This is a genomic window from Fibrobacter sp. UWB13 (assembly GCF_900177805.1).
Taxonomy (GTDB): domain Bacteria; phylum Fibrobacterota; class Fibrobacteria; order Fibrobacterales; family Fibrobacteraceae; genus Fibrobacter.
Window position 1 is genome coordinate 175,583 of record NZ_FXAX01000002.1, and the last position, 26,244, is coordinate 201,826.

Annotated in this window: 14 protein-coding genes; 5 read left to right on the forward strand and 9 right to left on the reverse strand. The window is 48.5% G+C overall.

Going from position 1 to position 26,244, the window contains the following annotated elements; translation table 11 throughout:
- Positions 1 to 200 precede the first annotated feature (200 nt).
- Positions 201 to 1,010 carry a hypothetical protein gene (locus tag B9Y77_RS10580; protein ID WP_139829303.1) on the reverse strand — a complete coding sequence of 270 codons (810 nt, stop codon included), beginning with the start codon at positions 1,008 to 1,010 and terminating at the stop codon, positions 201 to 203.
- Between the two features lie 268 nt (positions 1,011 to 1,278).
- Between B9Y77_RS10580 and B9Y77_RS10585 the strand changes: the two genes are divergently transcribed.
- Together B9Y77_RS10585 and B9Y77_RS10590 are read left to right on the forward strand one after the other, a co-directional pair.
- A complete protein-coding gene (locus B9Y77_RS10585) occupies positions 1,279 to 2,673 on the forward strand; it encodes a sugar porter family MFS transporter (RefSeq protein WP_073424889.1) in 1,395 nt (464 codons plus the stop codon).
- Positions 2,674 to 2,786: 113 nt separating this feature from the next.
- Positions 2,787 to 4,058 (forward strand): polysaccharide deacetylase family protein, encoded by a 1,272-nt coding sequence (locus tag B9Y77_RS10590; protein WP_085491596.1) that lies wholly within the window; start codon positions 2,787 to 2,789, stop codon positions 4,056 to 4,058.
- 138 nt (positions 4,059 to 4,196) lie between these two features.
- On the opposite strand, the gene B9Y77_RS10595 is transcribed toward B9Y77_RS10590, so the two are convergent.
- Together B9Y77_RS10595 and B9Y77_RS10600 are read right to left on the reverse strand one after the other, a co-directional pair.
- Positions 4,197 to 6,380: a glycosyl hydrolase family 8 gene (locus tag B9Y77_RS10595; protein WP_085491597.1), complete on the reverse strand. Its 2,184-nt coding sequence runs from the start codon at positions 6,378 to 6,380 to the stop codon at positions 4,197 to 4,199.
- Between the two features lie 143 nt (positions 6,381 to 6,523).
- Entirely contained in the window at positions 6,524 to 8,809 is a 2,286-nt protein-coding gene (locus B9Y77_RS10600; RefSeq protein WP_085491598.1) for an ATP-binding protein, read from the reverse strand.
- Positions 8,810 to 9,015: 206 nt separating this feature from the next.
- Between B9Y77_RS10600 and B9Y77_RS10605 the strand changes: the two genes are divergently transcribed.
- A complete protein-coding gene (locus B9Y77_RS10605; RefSeq protein WP_085491599.1) occupies positions 9,016 to 10,542 on the forward strand; it encodes an HD-GYP domain-containing protein in 1,527 nt (508 codons plus the stop codon).
- 9 nt (positions 10,543 to 10,551) lie between these two features.
- A complete protein-coding gene (locus B9Y77_RS10610; protein ID WP_085491600.1) occupies positions 10,552 to 10,902 on the forward strand; it encodes an Hpt domain-containing protein in 351 nt (116 codons plus the stop codon).
- Positions 10,903 to 10,954: 52 nt separating this feature from the next.
- Here the strand turns inward: B9Y77_RS10610 and B9Y77_RS10615 are convergent, their stop codons facing one another.
- Both B9Y77_RS10615 and B9Y77_RS10620 read right to left on the reverse strand, forming a co-directional pair.
- A complete protein-coding gene (locus B9Y77_RS10615; RefSeq protein ID WP_085491601.1) occupies positions 10,955 to 13,339 on the reverse strand; it encodes a hybrid sensor histidine kinase/response regulator in 2,385 nt (794 codons plus the stop codon).
- A 118-nt stretch (positions 13,340 to 13,457) separates the two neighbouring features.
- On the reverse strand, positions 13,458 to 14,606 hold the full coding sequence (locus tag B9Y77_RS10620; protein ID WP_085491602.1) for an acyltransferase family protein: 1,149 nt from the start codon (positions 14,604 to 14,606) through the stop codon (positions 13,458 to 13,460).
- A gap of 155 nt (positions 14,607 to 14,761) precedes the next feature.
- Between B9Y77_RS10620 and B9Y77_RS10625 the strand changes: the two genes are divergently transcribed.
- Positions 14,762 to 16,282, forward strand: a complete 1,521-nt coding sequence (locus B9Y77_RS10625) for an HD-GYP domain-containing protein (RefSeq protein ID WP_085491603.1) — start codon at positions 14,762 to 14,764, stop codon at positions 16,280 to 16,282.
- Positions 16,283 to 16,429: 147 nt separating this feature from the next.
- Here the strand turns inward: B9Y77_RS10625 and B9Y77_RS10630 are convergent, their stop codons facing one another.
- The 4 genes from B9Y77_RS10630 to B9Y77_RS10645 form a co-directional block, all read right to left on the reverse strand.
- Positions 16,430 to 20,065, reverse strand: a complete 3,636-nt coding sequence (locus B9Y77_RS10630) for a response regulator (RefSeq protein WP_085491604.1) — start codon at positions 20,063 to 20,065, stop codon at positions 16,430 to 16,432.
- Positions 20,066 to 20,253: 188 nt separating this feature from the next.
- Positions 20,254 to 22,020 carry an endo-1,4-beta-xylanase gene (locus B9Y77_RS10635; RefSeq protein ID WP_085491605.1) on the reverse strand — a complete coding sequence of 589 codons (1,767 nt, stop codon included), beginning with the start codon at positions 22,018 to 22,020 and terminating at the stop codon, positions 20,254 to 20,256.
- A 258-nt stretch (positions 22,021 to 22,278) separates the two neighbouring features.
- Positions 22,279 to 24,105, reverse strand: a complete 1,827-nt coding sequence (locus B9Y77_RS10640; protein WP_085491867.1) for an endo-1,4-beta-xylanase — start codon at positions 24,103 to 24,105, stop codon at positions 22,279 to 22,281.
- A 225-nt stretch (positions 24,106 to 24,330) separates the two neighbouring features.
- The gene (locus B9Y77_RS10645; protein WP_085491606.1) at positions 24,331 to 26,208 is read right to left on the reverse strand and encodes an endo-1,4-beta-xylanase; all 1,878 of its coding nucleotides are present in this window, start codon (positions 26,206 to 26,208) and stop codon (positions 24,331 to 24,333) included.
- Positions 26,209 to 26,244: the final 36 nt, after the last annotated feature.

A 26,244-nucleotide genomic window follows, 5' to 3' on the forward strand; every position in this document is an offset into this window, starting at 1 on the left:
GGGGGTAAATTTAGAAACTTTTGCGTAAGGCGAGTGAAGCGGGACTGTTTACAGGCCCATTTCCGAGCCTAGCAAAAGACACTCAAAGAGTGTCAAAGGCGAGTGCAGCGGCAAAACAACTAGTTGTTTTGACATTGCCGAGCCGAACTAAATGCGCTCCGAAGGAGCGCCAATTAGCAAATTCCCCCTCTATTATCAAATCAATACAAGAAAATCCAGCCAGCCTGAAGCTTACCACGTTTGTCATTTAACGGGATTTCTTCAGGTGCATATTCGAAATACAATCCCCAAGGATGTTTCTTTTTCCAAAATGCACTGATTCCAATCGTCAACACATTCACACGATGAGCATACCCTGGATAATTTTCTTTCTCATGCGAAGAACCCAAAACATCTATATAGATTCCATAGTTCTTTACTGTAGAACCACCGCTATTAAAAGCCAATCGTTCATAATTGACGTAGGCACCCAAAGAAAATACTTCACCGAGATCAAACATCGCACCGCCGCCAACATTGTACAGAATAAAACCGTCAAAACGTCCCGTCGGATTTTTCACATTAGGTTCATAATTTTCTTTTTGTTCATTGGAATAATAGCCACCCACAAAAGAGACTCCCGCCCCTAAATATGCAGGGCCAATCCATTGCACAACACTCGGGCGCACCCCAATATCCATCGGAATTGAAAATGGAACAGACAAAAACAATCCGCCCTTTTGCCCTGCAAGCGAGTAATCAAACGAAAGCAATTCTACCCTTCCATTGAAAGCCCCACCACCAACAGAGCTTGTTGTATGCGGGGACGAAATTTCTCTATTTTCATCGCCCGCGAAAATTCCACTCGCCTCGATAAAGCGAAATTTTTTCTGATCTGACGAATACTTGAGAACCGCCGCATCGCCCAACATGTTCCCTGACGAGGTCACCGCACACCCCGAAAAAGCCAATGCAGACAAACAAAGAAAAACGGAGCCGACACACCATCTTTTAACAAAAGAAAAGAACATATTACCTCCACAGAGTATTCCAACTTAAACTAATTTACCAAAAATAAATTCACAAAATTCGCAAGAAAATTCGCCCACTGTAAGAAAATTATATATATCTATTAATAAATAGGACGGGAGCAGTGAAGCCACAACTTTCGACTTATGTAAGAAAACCGTTAGTCCTTTTTGGACTATCGAGATTTATTGTAAACCTTGAATTTACAATTTCTTGATAGCTATATTAGCGGCTAATCCATTTGAAAAAATCAAAAACAGAGGTACGAAAATGGCAGTAGAAGACAATTATAAAGTTGGACATGTCGTTATGATAACCCTTTCCGCCGCCATCGGAGGGTTCCTTTTCGGCTTTGACTCATCCGTGATTAACGGAGCCAACGTGGCCCTCAAGGGCTATTTCAACTGTAACGATATGCAGCTTGGTCTTGCGGTTTCTCTCGCATTGATCGGCGCTGCCATCGGTGCATATTTCGCCGGCCGTCTGGCCGATAAGTTCGGACGTGTGCGTTGCATGCTTGCAGCCGCCGTCCTTTTCTTTATCAGTGCAATCGGTTCTGGTCTCCCCTTCACCATCTACGATTTCATCGCTTGGCGTGTCATCGGCGGTATCGGTATCGGTGTGGCATCCATCATCGCCCCGATTTACATTGCCGAAACTTCACCGGCGCATTTGCGCGGACGTCTAGGTTCCATGCAGCAGTTCGCTATCGTTATCGGTATTTTCGTGGCACTGCTTTCGAACTACATCATTGTCCGCATTTCGGGTTCAGCAAGCAACTTGATTATGGGCATTGAATCCTGGAAGGTGATGTTCTGGGTCGAAGCCATCCCGGCATTCCTTTACGGTGTCGCCGCCTGGCAGCTCCCGGAATCCCCGCGTTTCCTCGTGAGCAAGGGTCGCATGGAAGAAGCTCAGAAAGTGCTTTCGATGATTGCATCCGTCGGCATCAAGGAAAAGGCTCAGGAAATCGAAGACTCCTTCAAGACTCACAAGCCGGCCAAGCTTTCTGACCTCCTCGAAACGGTCGCTGGCAAAAAGCGCGTCGCTCCGATTGTCTGGGCAGGCCTCAGTATCGCTATCCTCCAGCAGCTCGTGGGTATTAACGTGATCTTCTACTATGGTTCCATGCTTTGGCAGAGTGTCGGTTTCGGCGAAAGCGATGCATTCCTTACGAGCGTGATTTCCAGTGCCATCAACTTGACCATGACTATCGCTGCTATTCTCCTTATCGATAAGATTGGTCGTAAGCCGCTTTTGCTCATCGGTTCTGCAGGAATGACCGTTACGCTTGGCATTCTCGCGTGCTGCTTCCTCTTCGGTTCCGATGCAAGCGGCAACCTCACAGGCAATAGCGGTATTTTCGCCCTCCTCGCCGCAAACTTCTATGTGGCATTCTTTGCCGCTACTTGGGGTCCGGTGATGTGGGTGATGCTCGGCGAAATGTTCAACAACCGCATTCGTGCCGTGGCAATCGCAATATGCGGCCTTGCCCAGTGGGGTGCAAACTTCCTGGTCAGCTGGTCTTTCCCGGTTCTCGTCGGCAAGGACGGCATCGGCATCGGCCCGACCTACTTGATTTACACGACCTTCGCAGCAATAAGCTTTGTGTTAGTCGCCAAGCTGGTGAACGAAACCAAGGGCAAGAAGCTCGAAGCCATGTAATCACAAGATTTGCTATAAATCAGCCCATCGAAGGTCTCGGATTTTCCGGGACCTTTCCTTATATAACTATTTTAATTTTTATTGGGTATTTAAATTGTTGTTGGATTAGGATTATGAATTACAAAACATTAGCACTCACTTCTGGACTCGCGTTCGGACTCGCAGGCATTGCCATGGCAAACCCCATCAAAACCATTCCTTGGAACGGCCATGTCGGAGCCGTAAGTTTCACTTTCGATGACGCTCTCGAAAACCAAATCGAAAATCTAAAGCCTGTGCTTGACAAACTGCCCGACGTGCACGTCACGTTTTTCCTCACGAGTATGGGGAGCGGCTATAGGCAACAGGCTGACGGTTACGCTGCGCTCGCAAATAGCGGTCACGAAATGGGCAACCATACCGAATCGCATGGGCACCTGACTTCGATTAGCGACAACAGCGAATTGGAAAAAGAAATCATCCAGTTTGCCGAAAACATCGAAAAGACGCTCGCGGACAACGGAGCAAACATACGCGTGATTTCATTTGCCACTCCTTTCTGCGAAAACAATGACAATATCAAAAGTTTCATCGCCAAGCACCACTTTATCAACCGCGACTGCGGTTGGCATGGGCGCAACGAATGGGATACCGAACCGGACTGGTTAAGCCTCAGAGCCAAAATCTGGACGCGCTCAGGCGCCACCGTAGACGAGATGCTTTCGTCGCTCGACACGGCGGCTTTCATCGGCAACTTCGAAGGCGCGAACCCGTGGGACGTTCAAGTGAAAGGCGGTTCCTGGCTCGTCGTCTTAAACCATGGCGTCACTGACGACCAGGGCGACGATTACGCCATCGACCCTGCGGATATCGAAAAGCAATTCAAGCACGCTATCGAAAACAAGCTTTGGGTCGCACCGTTTGGCACCGTAGGTGCCTATTACCGCGCCCACTTTATCGTCGATGCAGCCAAAGAAACCGCAACAGACGACGGCTTTACTGTAGAATGGGAAATTCCTAGCGAGTACATGCCCGCAAGCATTCCGCTCCGCGTAAACATCGACACACAAAGCGTTGGCGAAAATGCAATCGTAGAACAGGGCGGCAAAGCCATCAAGCGCGAAAGCGATGGCAGCTACATTATCGAATTCACAGAAAAAAGCCTCAAGGTTCGAAAGCCCAAAGCCGGCGAAAATCCCAATTCGGAAACGTCACTTCCGGGCGTAGCAAAACGACCGCTTGCAGGTTCCCAAAACTACACAAAGTACACACTCTTCGACTTGAACGGAAATGCTCTTGGGAACGTCAACGGCTTTGAAGTGCCGGCAAAATTCTCCAAAGGCACATACATCATCCGCGCCGAAGCGGCCAGTCAAACGCCTTTAATCAAAAAAGTTCATCGATAGCCTTCTTGACCTAACGAAAATACAAGAAATAACTGGATCCTTCGGGCTTAAGCCCTCAGGATGACAGGCTGGGATGACATCAAAAAAAACCGGGGCTTTCGCCTCGGTTTTTTGCAAATTCGCTTGTAACGTTGCGGATTACTTGACGTTGACGCGGTTCATTTCAGAACCCACGCGAACGATGTAGGAACCCGTAGCCGGAACGTTAACGGTCAAGCTGCTGCTCATCAGCATGCCACCAGCAATTGCCTTGCCCTGCATGTTGTAGACAGCGAACACGCTACCAGCCTTAGCACCATTGATTTCGAGCTTCATGCCGTTTGCACGGACGCTGAAGGTCGGCATCATGGAGACCTTGTAGAGGCTGACCGGCTTGATTTCCACGCCAGTGAGCTTAACCGGATCAATAGCCTGCTTAGAACCATCGAGGAATTCGACAGCCTTGATGGAGATTTCACCAATGCCACCCTTAGCATCCTTGACTTCCCACTTGAGGCCCTTGATAGCCTTGAGGATCTGAGCGCCTTCCGGAGCATTGTTTCTGCTGACCCAGTCAAGAATGGTAATTTCACTCTTGCCACCCAAGCCAACGAAACCGTAATCGCTCGGAGTCATATCATAGGTCACTTCCTTGTAGTCTTCGGTGTTGTCAACATAGACACCCGGTTCAGAACCAGCACCAGCGTTTTCGACCTTCTTTTCTTCGTTTTCGTCAGTAATGGTATTGAGGATAGCCATGCGGATCGGGCCAGTAGACTTAGCCGTCACGCGGATGTACTTAATACCGAGAGCAGAGAAGTCCACACCGCAGCTCTTGTCCTTCTTGCAGTCATCCTTCTTGAAGGAAACAGCGATACCAGCAGACGGATACTTGAGGGTACCAGCAGCGGCAGCTTCCGGAGTCCATTCCGGTTCCGGACCGATTTCCATAGAAGCGCGGGCAATGATAGAACCATCATCCAACTTGTAAAGCGGAGAGTCACCAGAATCCGGGACCATCTTGGTACCGATACCGAGCTTGTCGTGGTATGCACCCCAGTTCCAGAGGCCAGAAACACCAACAGTCGTATCACCAAATGCCAAGTGTTCACCATCGCCTTCCTTGATGGACGGAGCCTTGGACGGATCCGGAGTGAAGGCGGTAAAGCCAGTCATGTTATAGAAGTTCGGCATGTTACCCGTCACGAGGAGGAGGTAGAGCATGTTCAAAGTAGCCGGATAGTACTTTTCACCAGCGACAGAACCTTCACCGCAACCCTGGGCGGTAGTGCAGCTTTCCTTTTCCTTAAGGACCTTGTAAACCGTACCGAGATAGGTTTCAGCTTCCTTGCTATCGATAGAAGACGTTGCAAGGCCGAGACCGCCGGAGAACGTAGAAGAAACAAAGTTACGTTCGTCGCTCTTGTCAGCCATGAAGATGCCACCAGTGTACTTATAACCAGAATTTACGCCACTAGCCGTGCGGGTTTCCGGAATGAGCCAGTCCACAATCTTCTTGTTGAAAGCCTGAGCCTTGGTATCACCGTACCAGTAATATGCCCATGCCATACGCCACGGCGTACGGGCTGCGTCATCGTAGAAACCAATGTCATTGGCAACGGCTGCAGACGTCAAAATCGGCTTGTGAGAGTTCCAGTCGCACCAGTCCGGAACAAGACCTGTCTTGGAATCCTGGCAAGCGTTCAAGTCCGTATAAGCCTGAGAGATGACGCTAGACCAAGAACCACCGGCAACGTCCTGGAAAAGCTGGAAGTTGGCTGTCGTTGTATAGCTCGGGTTGAAACCGTCGTTCCACTGGTTACCCGGCTTAATCTTGTTGCTGCCGATATCGTTAGAAGCAATCCAGGTAATGAGGGACTTACCGGCAGTGAGGTAAGAAGCATCATTCCACTGCTTAGAAGCCATCACGAGAGCGAGAGCGGCATCGAAGTCAGCGTCAGATGCAGTACCTGTACCGCCACTGCATCCGATACGCCAGTTCATACCACCATTGGCACCAACACTGTTGCTTGTCCAAGTCTTATAAAGATTTTTGAAAACTTCCTGATCATCCATATAGACGGTAATCAACATACCGTAAGCAATAGCTTCAGAAACGGTAGAGCAAGTTCCTTCCGGAGCGAGCACATAACCATTGCTAGCCTGGTACCAAGCCTGTTTCCACTTTGCATAGTGGGACTTGATCATGTCCGTATCGGCGTATTCAATAATCTTGCCGTGCGGATACTTCGTGTTCTGCGGAAACGGGAAGTTTCCTGCAGCAGATGCTGTCACTGCAGTTGCGGCTGCGAGGCCCAGCATAACTTTTACCAAATTCTTCATATGAATTCCTTTAAAAAAAAGATTTCACCCATCCAAGCTAAAAGATAGTTTGATACTATATAAAAAATCAACCCTTCTTTTGTAAAAGGATTGACATAATGCGTAAAATCACACAAAAAGTGTTCTTAAAGTGTTCCTATACATCAACTTACGTTAACTTTTCTTTGCATTAAGGAGCTCATCGTCCCGAGAACCTTCGCCGCGACGAACGGTTTCTCCAAATGAGCATCCATTCCCGAAGCCATCGACTTCTGACGGTCTTCTTCAAAAGCATTCGCAGAAAGCGCGACAATAGGTAACTTTGAACTCGGATAAAGCTTACGGATAGCCATCGCTGCCTCATATCCATCCATCACAGGCATCTGCACATCCATCAAAATGCAGTCGTAATAACCCGCCGGTTGCTCGCTAACTTTCGTCACCGCCTCTAACCCATTTTCGGCACATTCGACAACCATTTCGGCATCATGCAAAAAATCCTGCGCGACTTCACGGTTGAACTCGTTATCTTCAACGAGCAATACACGCTTGCCCTTTAAAAATTCGGCATTTTCAAGCGAACACGTCTCTACATTTTCCAGGGAAACATCGCTTTCGCTTACAATTTTGAACTGTGTGCGCACATGGACTGTTGTTCCCAAGCCAATTTCACTCTGGACATCTATTTCACCTCCCATCATATCGACAAGGCGCTTTACAATAGACATGCCCAGCCCCGTTCCCGGCACTCCGCTTTGGGTCGAAGACTGTTCACGGGCAAATTCATCGTAGATATGTTCCAAAAATTCCTTGGACATGCCAAGACCGTTATCACTTATTTCAAAGTTGAATACCGCAAATCCACTAACACGGCACGGGAGTTCTTCAACGGTAAAAACGACACGCCCACCAAACGTCGTAAACTTTTGCGCATTCGAAATAATATTGTACAGGATTTGGCGCAGGCTATTCACATTGGCGACGACAAAGTTATTCTTGATTGTCGAAAAGTCCCTGACAAACGAGATATTCTTATGCTTCATCATGGGTTCACAGGCATCGCAAAGTTCGTCCATGCAGGAGGTAAGATTCACCATACGTTCCTTGAGCGACACTTGCCCGGACTCTATTTTCGCCATGTCTAGCACTTCTTCAATCAGTTGTAGCAAGAAACCGCCCGACAGGCGAATTTTCCGCAAGGCATCCTGGACATCTACCTGGTTTTGAAGGTGGCGCTCGGCACGGTCCGCATAACCGATAATCGCATTCATCGGTGTACGGATATCGTGACTCATGTTGAGGAGGAACTTAGATTTTGCCTCTTTAGCCTCAGCAGCATAGGCATTCGCCTCACGCAACTTGAAGTCCAGTTCATCTTGGCGATTTTTTAACCGACGTCTAAAAGCAATCCAGACAAGCGAGCTAAGCAACATCAATCCAAGAATCCCAAAGACAGCCCCGAACACAACCATAATCTGAGAATACTGGCGCTCCACCCCAGAGTAATTAGGCATCCGGAATCCGGCATACTTGATGACTTTCGCACGAACAGTCTTTGGAGAAATCGCCAGTATGCTCTTCGTCAAGACAGAAGCCAGTTCACGAGGGACATCTCTTGGAACGGCAATGCGCAAGCCAAGCAACAAGCTGTCGTTATGATCAAACAACCGGTCGCGCAAATATTCCGGCGTAAAGACCCACCAATCGTCACCGCCCGCCATGTCATACGTTGCATCAAGAACTATCTGCAACTTCTTGAATTTAACGCTATTATCGCCATCGTTTTCTGACGGTTTAACAAATTCATACTTCAAGCCGTATTGCCCTGCAATTTCAGCAAAGAGATCCATCAAGACGCCTCTTGCGACATCACCATCCATATAGGCGTACGGGAATTTTGCATCTTGAACAGTAACCTTCAAAAACTTGTTAGATTGTTTCAAAGCCTTCAGAAACAACCGTTCGCGTTCGCTAAGCACCGATGAATTATTTTGTTCTTTATCAAAATGTTTAAGATAAAGTTGGTTTCTCCAGCTTGGGTTTTCATCATCCATTTGACCAATCGCATAATTGATTTCGTCAAGCAAACCCTTATCGGACTTGCGGACGAGAATGCAATCATCATTGGGTCCGACAGGCAAAGAGCAGGTAAACAACGCCCCTAGATTTTCAGTCTTTTGATTCGATGTTACAAGGTCAATATCGCTACTTTCGAGCATCTTGAGCATGTCGTTCCAAGTCTTATCGTAGCCGACAAATTCAAAATTCAAATCGGCATAGCGCGACATCAAGCGGAGCAGCTCGTATACGTAGCCGCCCTTTTCACCCTTTGGAGAAATTTCATGATAGCCGGAATTAGCGAAAAAGCCCACTTTAACGGTCTGTGGACTCGCAAAGATCTGCCCCCCAACCAGCAGAAAAAACAATACACTTAAGAGCGTTACGCGCATAAGCAAACATCCAGCCAAATTTTATTATAATTATATTACAATATATATACAATTTTTATAAAAATGGCAATATTGAACATATTAGCACAAAAAGAGCGTTGTGACGGCAAGCAACTTTTTCAACGAAGTTACAATTTTCTTACACTTGATTTTCAAAATTATATACATTTATTACGTATTGTATTTGGGTTTCAAAGGATTGCGTTATGGATGTGAAACGCCCTCTTATACTGATTGTTGACGATGTGGCCATGAACAGGGCACTGTTATCGGACGTACTCAGTGACAAATACAACATTATCGAAGCTGAAAACGGCAACGAAGCGTTGCTGATCCTCCGAGAAAAGACCTCCGAAATTTCACTCGTGCTCCTCGACATGGTGATGCCCGAAAAAGACGGCATGGAAGTGCTAGCCATCATGAACAAGAACGGTTGGATTAACGAAATCCCGGTCATCATGATCTCTGGCGAAACCGCACATGCGCTTATCGAAGGCGCCTACATGCTCGGCGTGACCGATTTTATCGGACGACCGTTCGACGAGATGGTCCTCAAGAACCGTGTAAACAACACCATCCGCCTCTACCAAAAGCAAAAGAACCTTTCGGACCTCGTCTTAAACCAGATTTACGAAAAGACTCGCAACAACAGCATGATGGTGACTATGCTGAGCCACATTGTGGAATTCCGCAATGGCGAAAGCGGCATGCACGTGCTGCACATCAACACCATCACCGAAATGCTCTTGCGCGAACTATTGCACCGTTCGAACAAGTACCAAATCAATAAAAACGATATCGGGATTATCTGCACGGCATCTTCCATGCACGATATTGGAAAGATTACGATTCCCGACGAGATTTTGAACAAGCCCGGCAAACTCACGCCCGAAGAGTTCAACATCATGAAGGCGCACACCGTCAACTGTGCCCAGATGCTCAACGCGGTCCCGGTCGGGAAAGACGAACCGTTGATGAAATACGCCTACGAGATTTGCCGCTGGCACCATGAACGCTATGACGGCCGCGGATACCCAGACGGTCTCAAGGGTGACGAAATCCCTATAGCCGCACAAATCGTCTCCATCGCAGACGTGTACGACGCTCTTACGAGCGAGCGCTGCTACAAGCACGCCTTCACGCACGAAAAAGCACTCGAGATGATCCACAACAACGAATGCGGCGTATTCAACCCCATCCTGATTGAATGCCTCGACGCCATCGCCGACAGACTTGTGACTGCGCTACAGACGTTCGACTGGAGTAAGCAAGCGGACAAGGACTTTTACTACATCGCTGATGCGATGATGAACGACCAAAATCATCCGATTTACAATCAGGCGTTCAGGCAGTTAATTGACGAACGCAAGAAATGCCACTTCTTTGAATACTCACTGAACGGGATTCTTTTCGAATACACGTTCACCCCGTCGGTCATAAAGCTTTCTTCAAAGGCATCACAAAAGCTTGGATTACCAAGAACAATTATCGACGAATACAAGCCAAACGAAGAAGCCAAAGACGTCGCAGAAAACCTCGAAAAGATCAGGAAGATTATACGACGCAAATCGACACCCAAAGATAAGCCAATCCTTATCAAGCAAACATTCAACATAGACGGTCAAAGCACCCCCTGCAATGTCAAGGCGCTTCAGATTTGGACTAAAGGCGCGAATGATGTTCCGGTCTTATCTGCCGTTTATGGACACATCGATATTTCAAAACAAGGTTAGGATAAATTTATGACACTCTCTGAATTTTACAGCTCTCTCGGTGAATCATTGGACGAAGTTCTTGAAAGACTCCGCATGGAATCTCGCGTTGCAAAGTATTTGGGACTTTTTTTGAACGATCCGAGCTTTAATGAACTCAAGACAGCCTTTGCCGGAAACAACGCCAAGACGGCATTCCGCGCAGCACACACGCTCAAAGGCGTTGCCGCCAATCTCGGACTGAACAAGCTCTCCGCATCGAGTAGCGCACTCACCGAAGACCTGCGTCCGGAAGCATTTACCGCCAATTCTCAGGCACTCCTCGAAAAAGTCGAAGCAGACTACGTTGCAGCAGTGGCTGGAATCAAGCAATTGACCTAATTACTCAGCTTCACTGGATCCTTCCGCTTTCAGCGTCAGGATGACGGAGTAGCTATTTCTTGAGATACTTCTTCAACGCGTCTTCGAGTTGGGCGATGACGATGGGCTTTGCCAAGTGACCATCCATGCCCGCTTCGAATGACTTGCGACGGTCTTCATCAAACGCATTTGCCGAAAGGGCAATAATCGGAATTCGCTTGTCCGGGAACATCTGGCGAATAGTACGCGTCGCCTCAAAGCCGTCCATTACCGGCATCTGGATATCCATCAAAATGCAGTCGTAGTAGTCGGGACCTTTTTCTTTTAAGCGTTCCACTGCGATGGAACCATCTTCTGCCGATTCCACGACAACACCAGCACTTTCCAAGATATCTTTGGAAATTTCGAGATTCAGCTCGTTATCTTCGACGACTAGAACCTTAAAGCCCTCGAACGAAACCGCTTCCTGCTCGGAATGCGCAAAGCGCACCTGTTCAACGTCTTCGGGATGTTCCTGAATGCGCATCGGGATACGGATAGTAAACTTGGACCCTTCCCCTACCTTGCTATCCACTTCGATGGAGCCTTCCATCATATCGATAATGCGCTTGGTAATTGCAAGTCCAAGACCTGTTCCCTGCTGCTTACTGACTGTAGATGTCCGCTCACGGGAGAATTCATCAAAAAGGTGCTGCTGGTATTCGGCACTCATGCCGATTCCCGTATCCTTGATGACAATCTGGTACAGTCCATAGCCTACCCGTTCCGACGGAATCTGGGATATATCCACCGTCACAGAACCGCCCGAAGGCGTGTACTTCACCGCATTCGAGACGACGTTGATGACTACCTGATTCAAACGCAAGAAGTCGACATAAACATATCGATTCTGGATATCATGTTGCGCAAAATCAAAGTGAACGTTTTTCTTTTCGGCAAGGGAACGGAGCATCGGCACATAATCTTCGCTATTTTCACCCAAATTCACCGGATTCAAATCCAGTTCCACCTTGCCACTTTCAATGCGAGACATGTCCAGCACATCGTTGATTAAGGACAAAAGATGTTCACTCGAAAGTTTAGACTTATTGAGGCAATCAAGCGCTTTAGCCTTGTCATCGATATTCTTGACCGCCATGTCGGTAAAGCCAATCATCGCATTCAGCGGCGTGCGAATGTCATGCGACATGTTGAAGAGGAAGGCGCTCTTAGCCTTGTTCGCAAGTTCCGCCTTTTCGAGATTCGCCATTTCGCGTTTTGTCTCGGCATCGACGCTATGGAAACCCGCAATCACATGGTTCTTGAAGTTTTCGTCCTTGACGAATTTAATTTGGTAGTAAATATCTTCGCCACCGACCTGCAACCTGAAGTTGACAAAGTACATGTGTTCCCGTTCCACCATGTCGAGAACTTTTGCAGGTTCTGTCGCAGCGCAGAACGATTCGCGATCGCTCGGGTGGACTACCGTATCGACAAGCACTTCCAGACGTTTGCCGAAATTGTTGATTTTGGACCAACCCGGTACCATCTCATCAAACATCGGGTCAAAGCGATAGTGCACCTCGGATAGCGTTTCATAATCCACGTACACCACGCAGCCAAAGTCATCGGACAAACCCGAAATCACAGCCATGTCGCGGTTAGCAATCGCCTTGCGTTCCGCCTTGGCGGATTCCTCTTCATCGACGTTTTCAAGCGTCACGACAATGTGGTTTTCGGAATCTGGAGTTCGAGTCGCCTTCAAGCGGTAATAAACCAGGCGCCCGTCAAACGAAAAACGGAAAGAGACCGAGACGGCGCGATCATTTTCGAGATCGCGAAGCAGTTTTTCCTTGTCGATAAATTCCTGAACAGCCTCCCAGTCTTCCCTGTAAACAACCTTTTCCAAAGCCTGTTCAAAGCCCGCAAAAAAATCACTACAGTTCTTGGCATCGAGAGTCTTCACGACACCTTGGGCGTTAAACTCAATGAACGAATTGTCATTGATATCGACGTAATAAATATTGTCGAAACCATCGCCAAGCGTGTTTGCAATATCGGAATACTGGTCTAGTTCACGCAAGTGCATCTTGAACTCAATCTGTTCGGTCACGTCGGTGCAACAGCCTTCAAGGCGCACCCCCCGCTTGTACTCGTCATTGCGCTTGCCGTGGTTTTGCAAGAATATGACCCCGCGAGACTGGTGGTTCCAGGCGTATTCCAGTTCGGACATTTCACCACGATTCATCTGCTCTACAAATTCGGCATACGCCTCATAATACGAGAGGTCTACGTTATTGCACCACAAGTTGTAGAGGTCTTCGGGGAGCGTTTCTTCGGGGAATCCAAGAATTTGGAGAAGAGCCTTGTCGGCATACATTCGTGGAGGGCGACCTTCATCTACTTCGATGACCCACAAGCCGACGCCTGCACTAGACAGAATCGCATGAGTCAAGTCTGACGATTCAAGACAGTCCATGATTTAGTATCTCCTCCGACAAGAATATCCCTTCCAACGGGCGTCTCCAGTCGCCCATGGATATAAAATACACTTATTTTTTGGACTTGTTTGAGAAAAGACGAATAAAGTCTTGGATTTAAGCCTTCGCTTTCGCTTTTTTACGGCGCCAGATTTTAAATTCCATGTAAAGTGTACTAACCGTATAGATAAAGAGGAGCAAAAGGATGGTATTCTTCGGACGGTTCAGGTTGCAAATGCCCCATGCAAACGTAATGATGGGCAGATGAATCAAGTACGGGTAGAAAGACGCACGGCCAACACGACGCACAAGCGGGATGCAGAAAAACCTTGCCAAGAAGCCCTTGCCCGAAAGCAGACTCACCACAAACATACCGTAAATGAAAATCGGAAGGCTATGGTGGATGAAGTAATTATAGCCAGGGTTCGCATCCGGGCGCATGAGGAAGAGGCTTCCGTAAAGTGTGAGGAGCAAAAGCGCCTGAGCCACACCGCTCACATAATCTTTCTTGAAAACGTCAAAGACGCCCTCATTGTAAAGGCGATAAAGCACCATGCCAAACAAGTATTCAAAAACGCGCACCGGTGCAAACATGTGGAAAAAGCGGTATTTGGCATCGAAACCATTAAACCATAAATTGCCCGAATTGCCATACACGACCGCCCAAAGGATTCCCGGAACGAACACTCCGCCAAAGAGAATCCAAAGTGTACGGCGGTTCTGCTTGATAAGCCAGCGGCTAAACCACGGCGTAATTGCATAGCAAAGGAAAAAGCTCGTCAAGGACCAGGACGGTTCATTCAACTTCATACCAAGATCGGGGACAATCGACCACGTGAGCGTGAGGTGCATGATGAGGCTCCGCCACGGGTGGAACATCTTAGCTAATCCCGCCGAAGCGCAATCGCCAATTTCAGAAAACGCAGGCAGATGCGTGTAGCCGCTCATCTTGAAGACAACCAACACAAACATGAGGAGCGTCATAAAGAAGTGCAAGCGGTAAAGCTTTGCAATGCGGCTGAACATGAACGGGATGACCGGGATACTGCGGTCCGGGTCGCTGTACTTGCTTGCGAAAAGGAAACCGGCCAGCACATAGAAAATCCCCGCAGCAAAAGCTGGTGCCGAAATGATGGGCATTACCCACTTGCAATCGGACATGTACACAAGGGCATTGGAACTGCCCAAATGGAGCATGACAATGTTTAAGCTTGCGAGGAGACGGAGACCGTCTATAGCGGGGAAGTAATTTGCTGGTTTCGGCATTTCGAGGAAAATTTAGAAAAACATGGTGATTTTGCGCAAATGGAAGGGGTATTTTGATTTTTCACGGGTCAAAACGCTCTTTTTCGCTACATTTTTCTTAAATTAAAGAAGTACAACCACTTAAGAAAGAGAAAATAAATATTGGTGTTTCGACCATGAGCAACGAACGCGCAAAAATTTTGATTGTCGATGATGACGCCATGAACAGAGTCGTACTTTCGGACCTGCTCTCTGACGAATATGATATCATCGAAGCAAAAGACGGTGACGAGGCCATCGGGATTCTTGAAACAACGGCAAAAGACATTACGCTCGTCTTGCTAGACATGATTATGCCAGGACGAGACGGTCTCCAAGTTCTTGAAGTCATGAACGAAAAAGGGTGGATCAAGGGAACCCCGGTCGTGATGATTTCAGCAGAGACCTCCACCCCTCAAGTGGAAAAAGCTTTTTCGCTCGGCGTGACCGACTTTATCTACCGTCCGTTCGACCAGATGGTCGTGCAGACGCGAGTTCGCAATACAATCAATCTTTATGTGAAGCAGATGCAGCTTTCGGAACTTGTGGCTGACAAGATTTACGAAAGGACGCGAAACAGCGACATGCTGATTTCCATCTTGAGCCACATTGTGGAATTCCGTAACGGAGAAAGCGGCCAGCACGTTCTGCACATCAAAAAGATTACAGACATTCTTTTACGCGCATTGCTCAAGCGCACCCAGGATTACAAGATTACCGAAGAAGAAATCGGCACTATCGCTACAGCATCTTCGATGCACGATATCGGTAAGATTACGATTCCCGACGAGATTTTGAACAAGCCCGACAAGCTCACAAAAGAAGAATTCGACATCATGAAGCAACACTCCATGAACGGTGCCAAGATGCTCGATGCCATCCAGTTCTTCAAGAACGAGCCGTTGATGAAATTCGCCTACGACATTTGCCGTTGGCACCACGAGCGCTGGGACGGACGCGGTTACCCCGACGGTCTCAAAGGGAACGAAATCCCCATCAGCGCCCAAGTCGTCTCCGTTGCCGACGTATACGATGCCCTTACCAGCGAACGCTGCTACAAGAAGGCGTTCAGCCATGAGAAGGCTCTCGAAATGATCCGCAACAACGAGTGCGGCGTATTCAACCCTTTGCTTTTGGAATGTCTCGGAGATGTCGCTGACACATTGCCCAAGGAATTGAACGACCAACGCACAAGCAAACTCAGCGATGCCGATTTTGCCAAGATCGCACGTTCGATTTTCGAAAGCACCGAAGAAAGTTCAGACAACATTATTTACGAGCAGTATCGGAACGAACGCCGGAAGAGCCAATTCTTTGCCACGCTGCATCGTGGCGTTACATTCGAATACACTTACGAGCCCTCCATGCTGAAACTCGAGGCCAAGAATGCAAAATCCTTGAGTTTCCCCAAGACTATGATTGAGCCAGAAAACAATAGCGAATTCTGGAACATCTTTGGGCGCGAGAACTGGGATGAATTTGCAAAGCTTTTGCACGATCCGCAGCTGAACAACGACTCGTTCACGTTCAATAGCGAGATGCGAGTCAAAGGCGAAAAGCGTCCGTGCAAGATTAAAGTCCAACAGTGTTGGAACAGGCGCGATCCGGAGAATCCGGAGCTCATTTCCGTCTACGGATGCGTGGAATTCTTTAAGTAATGGTGATCCCGGCACAGAGGCCGGAATGACAACGGAGCCGAGCGATGCAGAAATATGCTTGCATGTTTCTATATCCGAGGCGAACAAGTCAAGCCCCGTTAGGGGAATGACATTGTAAAAAGCACGGGCATGACGGTATGCGATAATTTATCCTAAGAATTTACGAAGGACTTTCTTGAGTTTTTCAACGTCAATGGGCTTTGCAATATGCTCGTTCATGCCAGCATCCATAGCAGCTTTGCGGTCTTCTTCAAACGCATTCGCCGTCATCGCTATAATCGGGACTTTCTTGAAGTAATCATCGCGCAAAGACCTGATCTGACGAGCGGCTTCGAGACCGTCCATCACAGGCATTTGCACATCCATCAAAATCACATCATAAGCGCCCGGCTTTGCCATTTTGAGTCTTCCTAAAGCGACACAGCCATCTTCGGCATAATCGACGACAAAGCCCATTTCTTCAAGAACGCTTTGCGCAATTTCACGGTTGAGCTCGTTATCTTCAACAAGAAGGATTTTCTTCCCGGCAAAGTTCGCAGACTCATCGCATTCCACTTTCGCATCGTCTTTCAAAACGCCTATGGCACGAGCCAAGACATCATGCATTTCTGTCAGGAACAGCGGTTTGCTTATAAACGATGTCACACCCGCTTCGCGCGCACTCTTTTCAATGTTTGCACAGTCGTAAGATGCCATGACGATAATCGGATTATCATTCCCCGGAATCATGCGCAGTTGTTCCACAGCGTTGATGCTTTCCATATCGAGCAATCGGTCATCAAGAACGATGACGGAATAGCATTCGTGGCGATCAACAGCTTCTTTTGCACGCAGCACCGCTTCACGGCCATACATTGTCCATTCTGCACGCATTCCCAATCGACGCAAAAGGTTTGTCGCACTGGAGCATGCATTATAATCGCTAGCGACAACGAGAGCGCGGGCATTCTGCAACGCATCGAGATTCGTCAAATCCGCAGAAGTATCCTGGATTTTCAGTTTCAGATGAATGATGAATTCCGTTCCCTGATTAGGGGCGCTCACAACATTTATGGAGCCTCCCATCATATCGACAATTTTCTTGGTAATGGACATGCCAAGCCCAGTCCCTTGCGTCTTGGAAATCGTTGAGGTGCGTTCGCGTTCAAACGGTTGGTACAGGACTTTCAAGAATTCCGGGCTCATGCCGATGCCATCATCCTTGACATGGAACTCGTACGTTCCCGTTTTTTCATCACTAGCGGTCTGACGGACAAACACGTGGATATTACCGCCCACCGGCGTAAACTTGACCGCATTTGAAAGCAGGTTGATCAGCATCTGATGCAAGCGCAGCTTGTCACAAATAACAAGTTCGTTCTCGATATTGAACGTATCCATGTAAAGGTTTTGCTGTTTTTCACTCGCCTGACCTAAAACAATCGTATTCAGGTCATGCATGATTTCGGACAAGTTGCAGTTTACCTCTTCAAGGCGAATCTTGCCCGACTCAATGCGGCTCATATCGAGAATATCATTGATGAGCGAGAGCAAATGCGTACTCGAAACGACAGTCTTGTTCAAATAATTCTTGACCAGCACAGGATCATCCAAATTATTCAGCGCAAGGTTTGTAAAACCGATAATGGCATTCATCGGCGTGCGGATGTCATGCGACATGTTCGAAAGGAACATCGTCTTTGCATTGTTTGCCTTTTCAGCCTGCACAAGAGCCTGTTCCAAAAGCTTCTGCTGTTCCTCAAGTTCCCGCTTCTGTTCCGCAATCTTTGCGTCCAGTTCCATCTTTTGTGCGGTTATATTGTCAATGAACATGAACGCCATAATAAAGGTCACCGGCACGCCATTTCTACGTTCCAGAACAAACGTCGTCACGCGACGCCATTCACCCTTGAGCGCACGGTAGCTGTACTCGCGCTTATCGACATCTGCCAAGTATGAACGCATAAAATCAACGTTCGCCATGTTTTCCCAAGTTTCGCGGAACTCCGGCAAGACCTCCTTGCTGAACTCAAGAATAGCGCTACTGTACTTGATAAAGCCGCCATAAGTTTTACCTTTCTCGTAAACCGCCGATTCACGGATACTGCGGACAGTATCGTCTTCGAGATTCACAAAATAAACGCCAAAATAATCTTCATAAAGCTTGCTATCAACATAGCGGTTTAGAATTTCGGCATCCTTGTCGGCAAAACAAACTACAACAGCACGCGGTGTTTCATTTTGCGAACCGACTTTCACGAACTTTATCTCGCTAAAACGGGTTCCTCCAGTATCGTATTTTCTGTAGTGCGCTATAAACGATTTTTGGCCTTCAAGCAGTTTCTTGATATGTTCAATAGAAGCAAAATCACCAATTCTTTTCTTATCGAGTTCATGGACAAATCCGTTGACATACGCCTTGAACACTTTAGAATAACATTTATCGTGTTGATACAGCTTTCCGTAATTGACTTCAGCATAGTCGCTCACCGTGTAAGGCGTAAACGTATCCGTATCAAGATCGACATAGTAGACTGAGGTGAATTCCGTCGCAAGCACATTGATAATGTCGAAGTTGCGTTCCATGTTGCGTTCGCGCTCTTTACGGGCAAGGACTTCCTTGTGGATATTGGCAACAGCGATAATAATATGATCGTCAGCGGCCTTGGACCAAAGCGCCTTAAGGCGGTAGTATTGAGGCTCGCCATTGACCATAAGCCTGTATTCGGTTGAAAAGGTTTTGTCGCCCTCAAGCTGAGAAAGCAAAAAATCCTTATTCATGACCGAAGTCAACCGTTCAACATCTTGCGGGTAGATAATCTTCTTGATGTCTCTCGTACATTCTTCGAAAAAGTTTTGGCGGCTCATCAGGAGCTTGAGCTTGATATAGCTACTTTCCTGGTTGAACACGTCGTACGAATTGTCATTCAAGTTCACATAGTAAATAATTTCGTACTCAATGCTCAACGCATTTGCAATTTCGGAAAATTCGCGGTTCATCACGTCCGAACGTTTTTCTTCGTCGCGGTCTGCAATGCCAAGCACTACCACAGGCGATTTTTCATCGGAAACCCGGACGAATTTCATCTGGAAATAGCGGCCATCGCGATTCTTGTAGTCCACCTCGAAGTGGCTCTGCCTCGAAAACCTTTCACGAATGCTCTCGATCGACGCTAAAGTCAAAACGCGCTTGGCATCTCCGCTACTTACAATTTCTTTGGCATATTTCTCTAAAGCCTCGGAATAGAGCATCTCGCCGCGAAGCTCTTTTTCAAAAATGCGTGCCGTCTGCGACTTGACATAGGAATGCATTTTTTCCGAATCAAGATCGATGCGGTAAAGTGCATTGAATTCCATGGCAAGGGCCTGGATAACGCGGTAGCCTTCCTCGACCTTCATGCGTTTGCGGATTTCGTCATCGACATTCAAGAAGCAGATGGCCATGTGGTCTTCATCACGGCCACGGGTCACCTGGAGCTTGCAATAGCGTTCCTTGCCTGTTACAATCTCACGCACCACAAACGAGAAACTGCTTTCTTTTTTAAGGCGGCCTCGGACATAAGCTACAGATAGCATATCCTTCAGCACATCGCGGTCATCGGGATGGACATCTTCGGAAATAAACTTCTGGAGAGCGGATACGGCGTTATCGCCATCGCCATACTTTTTTTCAAGGCCCTTTTTGCGATAGTAAACGACATACGAGAAATCCAGCAAATTCACATAATATGCGGAAATGAACTGTTCGTAAAATATTTCCGAGAACAGTTCAGCGTATGCAACCTGATTTTCACTATCACTCATAATCGCTCCCTTTCTGCAATTAATTAAAATACATCAATTTTATGGATTAAGGTACAACAATCCCTATAAAAACCCTATTTTTCGTTTTTTTTGATTTTTCGCACAAAAAAGAACCTTCGAGGGGGTACCTCGAAGGCCTTTGGGTGTAAAAGACTCCCTATGAGGGAGTTATGGATTAGGAATTCTAGTTAGCGGGCGATACGGACCGACTTCACTTCACCATTCTTGACAGAACGGAGCATATAGACGCCCTGGACCTTGATGGCACTCGTGTTCTTGAGCGTTGTCACAGCTTCGTCCATGGAGTAGGCACTCATGCGACCGATACGCACACCGTTCACGTCAAAGACGTAGTAGTCGCTGACTTCCGGATATTCGTAGCGAACCTGGGTCTGGATAGCGATAGGCGGATCATCACTATCGCCCTTTGTGAAGTTGATATAGTCGATATCGAAGTATTGCTTAGTCACATCCAGACGGAGGATATGCTTACCCGCCGGCAGCGTCACTTTTTTCTTCACATCAGAGAATTCATCGAAGCTAGAGCCTGAAACATCGAACTCACCGATAGACTTTCCGTCAATGGAGAGTTTGAAGGAGCCAGAACCATCCGTAGCGACAGATGCCGTAGCCGTGTAGTCGCCCGCTTCTGCGATGTCGACAGAGTATTCCAGCCAGTCACCGGTCGTGTTGTAGCCAACAATGTATCCGGTCGCCTTCTTGTAGATATCGACATCCGCCGCATCGGTCTTGCGGTAATCGGAATCACCGTGGTTTTCTGGGTCACCATCGCTGTAAGACACATTGCTGACGCCATCGGTTTCGCCGACGCCGGTAATGTCAAAGTCTTCGACTTCAATCTTGCCCGGGATTGCCAAAGCAGAGCCCTTGAACGGCTTGCGCGGCACCGGCTCAGGCGGTACATACGGAGCAAAGAGACCCGTATTATCCTTACCGTCTTTGAGATGTTCCTTGAAGTACTGCTTGAGCCAAGTCATTGCCGGACGATCGCTACCATTCTTGATAAGACCGGAGTTTCCGTTCGTGGTCCAAGTGGCGCCGTAAATGTATCCCCAGAGGGTAATGCCTGCGACCTGAGGAGATTCCCAGAATGCGGGAATCTGTTCGGAGTAGCGCTGTTTCTGCTGGTTGTCGTTATCTGTACCGATATCGTATTCGGTAATGAAGAGCGGCATCGGTTCGCCCTTGGCATTCTTGACGCTATTCTGGATTTTGTTCAAAGCACTCTTAAAATCGTTGGCGTTCATATCGGTCAAGTCATGAGCCTGCTGACCATAAGCATCGACCGGAGCACCCTGCTTCACGAGTTTGTTCACGAGGTCGATACCTTCGTTAATCTGCCACCTGAACGTGTTGTAGTCGTTGTAGATAAGGATTGCCTTCGGCCAGCGTTCGCGCGCCATCTTGAATGCAGTTGCCACGAATTCGTAGTTGCCGTTATCGCCACCGAGAGCCGGGATAATGTTGTTGTTTCGGCCATAACCGGAGTGGTAGCTGCCACCCGACTTGATGGCTTCATTCACCACGTCAATCATTTCGAGATCGGGGTAATGAGCGGCAACGGCATCGAACCATGCGGTAATCGCCTTCTTGGTTTCGTCCGTGCTAAGGCCATTGAGCCAGTTCGGGTACTGGGAGCCCCACACAAGAGCGTGGAACTTGAACTTGCCACCATTCTTTTTTGCCCAATTATAGCAAGCATCGCAGCCCGACCAATTGTAACGACCGCGAGTGCCTTCGATGGACGCCCACTTGCATTCGTTTTCGGCGGTAATCTGGTTCCAATAAGTCCCGAAATCGGACTGAACCTGGCCACGAGTTGTAATATTTCCTAGAAACTTTGCACCGCCATCGGCCATGCCGGGGCCTGCAAAGGAACTCGCTGCACCCAATAGGGCAACAGACACAAAACCCTTAATGAATTTTGATTTCATTTTCCAACATCCTCTTTGGTTAGTACTCTAACACTATTATAAACTTATTCTCATTTTCATCAGTTTATTCAAGATTGCGAAAATTTATCATTGCCAAAATGTCGACAAACAGAAGTTTACATTGTACGAGATGGTGACCCCGGCACGGAGGCCGGGGTGACAAAGCACAAAAAAAGAACCTTCGAGGGGAACCTCGAAGGCCTTTGGGTATTTAAGGCTCCCCGTTTGGTTTAGGGGAGTTATGGATTAGGATTCCTTTTAGCGAGAGATACGCACGGACTTCACAGCACCATTCTGGACAGAGCGGAGCATGTAGATGCCGTTGTTCTTGACTTCGTTAGAGCTCTTGAGAATCTGCATGGCTTCGTTCATGGAGTAAGCGTTCATGCGGCCAAGGCGGACACCGTTTGCGTCGAAGACGTCGTAGCTGCCAATTCTCGGAGCCTGATACTGAATCTGCTGTTTGATGGAGATCGGCGGTTCATCGCCACCACCCGGATTGTCAGCAACTTCACCCTTCACAAAGTTGATGTAGTCGATGTCGAAGTACTGCTGAGTCACGTCCATGCGGAGCACGTGCTTACCGGCCGGGAGCGTCACCTTCTTCTTCACGTCGGAGAAGTCGTCGTAGCTTGTGCCAGTGACTTCGAATTCAGCGAGAGACTTGCCATCGAGAGAGAGCGTGAATGCGCCCGTGCCTTCGGTAGCAACAGAAGCGATTGCGGTGTAGTCGCCAGCTTCGGCAATGTTGATGGTGTATTCGTACCAGTCACCCGTAGTGTTGTAGCCGAGAGCAACGCCAGTAGCCTTCTTATAAAGGTCAGCACCGGTATCCTTGCGGTAGTCGGAGTCGCCATGGTTTTCGGAATCGTCGCCATAGGATTCGTTGCTCGTACCGTCTTCGTTCTTGCCCTGGCCCGGCTTATCGAAGTCTTCGATTTCAATCTTGCCCGGAACAGCGAGAGCTTCGCCCTTGAACGGTTCCTGCGGAACAGGGTCAACCGGAGTGAGAACACCTGTATTGAGGCCAGTCGTGTTCACGCCCTTGTTGCTCTTGAGGTACTCCCTCATCCACTTCAAAGCGGCGCGGTCCTGGCCATTCTTGACAATGCCGGAGCAGCCACTCGCAGTGCCGTTACAGTCGAGCCAAGTGCGACCATAAATGTAGCCCCAGATGGTAATGCCGGCAATGTGTTCGTTTTCCATGAAGTGAGAAATCTGTTCGGAGTAGCACTGCTTCTGGATATTGTCGTCGGTAGTTGCAATGTCGTATTCGCTGATGAACATCGGGGTCTGGGTCTTGTCCCAAATTTCCTTGAGCACACTCTTAAGGGTGTTGATGCTCAAGCAGGAGCCGCCACCACCGGTACCACCAGCGCCACCGCCCTGGCTCATCATGTCGTGAGCCTGCAAACCGTATGCGTCAACCGGAGCACCGTTTTTCTTGATGGTCTGGATAAGCTGAATACCCTGATCCTTGTTCCACTGCACCGTGTTATAGTCGTTATAAATGAGGATAGCCTTCGGCCAACGTTCGCGCGCCATCTTGAAGGCGGTCGTTACGAACTGGTAATTGCCACCATTATCGCCACCGAGTGCCGGAATGATGTTGTTGTTCTTGCCATAAGGAGAATGATAGCTGTTGTTGCCCGTACGGATAGCTTCGTTCACCACGTCGATCATTTCGAGATCGGGGTAATGTTCCTTGACCGCATCGAACCAGGCGGTAATCGCCTTCTTCGTTTCGTCTGTGCTAAGGCCATTGAGCCAGTTCGGATACTGGGAGCCCCACACCAAAGCGTGGAACTTGAAGTGCCCCCCGTTCTGCTTTGCCCAGTTATAGGCAGCATCGCAGGCACCCCAGTTGTAACGGCCACGAGTACCTTCGACGGAACCCCACTTACAGCCGTTTTCGGCCGTAGCCTGGTTCCAGAGCGCAGTAAAGTCTGAGCCGACACTATTACTCTGGGTAATGTTACCAATGAACTTGGCCGCGCCATCGGCAAGGCCTGGACCTGCGTAAGAACTTACTGCACCACCCAAAAGTGCAGCAGCCAATAAACCTTTCAAATATTTTGATTTCATTTTCCACATCCTCATAGGTTAAGAGTCCCATACAACCATTATAAACATATCTTTGTTTTTAAAAATCGCCCCAAAAAGTCCAAAATTTATCATTGACAAAATGTCCATAATGGAATTTTTACAAAGCCGAGGTGACATAGTAAAAAAAGGACCTTCGAGGGTGAGCTCGAAGGCCTTTGGGTATTTAAGGCTCCCCCATTCGGGGAAGTTATGGATTAGGATATTTTAACGGGTCACGCGGACGGATTTTACCATGCCGCTCTTGACGGAACGAAGCAGGTAGATTCCCTGGACCTTGATGGCGCTCGTATTCTTGAGGGTCGTCACGGCTTCGTCTACGGAGTAGGCGCTCATGCGGCCGAGACGGACGCCGTTCATGTCAAAGACATCGTAATCGCTGAGAACCGGGTAATTCATGCGGAGGTTCGAGTGGATGGCATCCGGAATTTCTTCTTCGATCGGTTCGGGGTCGGTAGCGTCCTTGCCCTTCACGAAGGTGAAGTAGTCCACGTCAAACCAGGCGCCGGTTACATCCATGCGGAGAACATGTTTGCCTTCCGGGAGAGTCACGTTGGCCTTGACCTTGTTGTAGTCGTCATAATTTTCTTCACCTTCCTTGGCGGCGGGGACAGTAATCTTTTCGGTAAGCGCCTTGCCATCGAGAGAGAGTTGGAAGCTGGAGGTAGAACCTGCGGCAGCCACGGCGGCAAACATCGTGTAGTCGCCCGCTTCCTTCACGTTCACGGTCCATTCGAGCCAGTCGCCTTCGCTGTTGTAGCCCACGATTACGCCGGTCGCCTTCTTGTAAAGGTCAACGCCCGTGTCCTTGCGGTAATCGCTATCGCCGTGGTTTTCGGAATCGTCGCTGTAGGACTGGTTGCTCGTACCGTCTTCGTTGACGCCCACACCCGGAATATCGAAATCTTCGGCTTCGACCTTACCCGGAATGGCAATCGCTTCACCCTTGAACGGAAGCTGCGGTTCGGGTTCAACCGGAGTGAAGGTCACATCGTTCTTGCCCTTGCTCAAGTTCTTGGCGAAGTAGTCTTCGAGCCAGTTCATGGAAGCGCGCTTGCGGCCATCCTTTTCGATAAGGCCGGTGTTTGCAACCCAAGTAGAACCATTGATATAGCCCCAGATGGTAATGCCTGCGACCCAAGGAGTTTCCCACATGAACGGAATCTGGTTTGCGTAATCGTTTTTCTGCTTGGTATCGTCGGCTTCGCCGATATCGTATTCCGAAACGAGGAGCGGGAGGCCCGTCTCGTTATGGATACGGGTCATCTTGCTTTCGAAATCGGACTTGCTCATGCCCTTGCAGTCGTGAGCCTGCTGACCGTAGGCATCGATCGGAGCTCCATTCTTGACGATTGTCTGGATGAGTTCGATACCTTCGTTGATCTGCCAGGAGAGCGTGTTATAGTCGTTATAGATAAGCACAGCCTTCGGCCAGCGTTCGCGGGCCATCTTGAAGGCGTTCGTGATAAAGTCGTACTGGTGCTTGCCATTTACAACGCGGTCACCGCCGAGGGCTTCGATAATGTAGGAGCCGCCGCATTCGGTATCGTCGGTGCTGTGGCCTTCGGCACCTGCAGCAGGCTTGCCGTAACCAGAGTGGTAGTTGTTACCCGCCCAAATAGCTTCGTTCACCACGTCAATGTATTCGAGGTCCGGGAACCTCGCGGCAACGGCATCAAACCATTCGGTGATGTACTTTTTGGTGAGTTCTACGGTAATGCCCGGATTTTTCTTTTTGCAGAGGAAGTTCGGGTACTGGGAACCCCAAACGAGGGCGTGGAACTTGAAGTGGCGTTCGCCCGGTTTTTCCTTGGCCCACTTGTAGGCGCTTTCGCACTTGTCGAAGTTGTCCCAGGCGAACTTGCTTGTACCGCTGTTGCCATTAGAAAGGGAATGGATAGAACCCCACTTACAGCCGTTTTCGGGTGTAATCTGGTTCCAATATTGAGCAAAGTCGCTACGAATCTGGCCACCCGTAGTGATATTACCTAAGAATTTAGCACCGCCATCGGCAAGGGCAGCGTTAGCAACGGAGACAAAACCAGCAACGGCTACTGCAGCCAAAGAGAGAGACAGTTTTCTCATATACCTAATCCTCGTACACGGTTAATACCCATAACC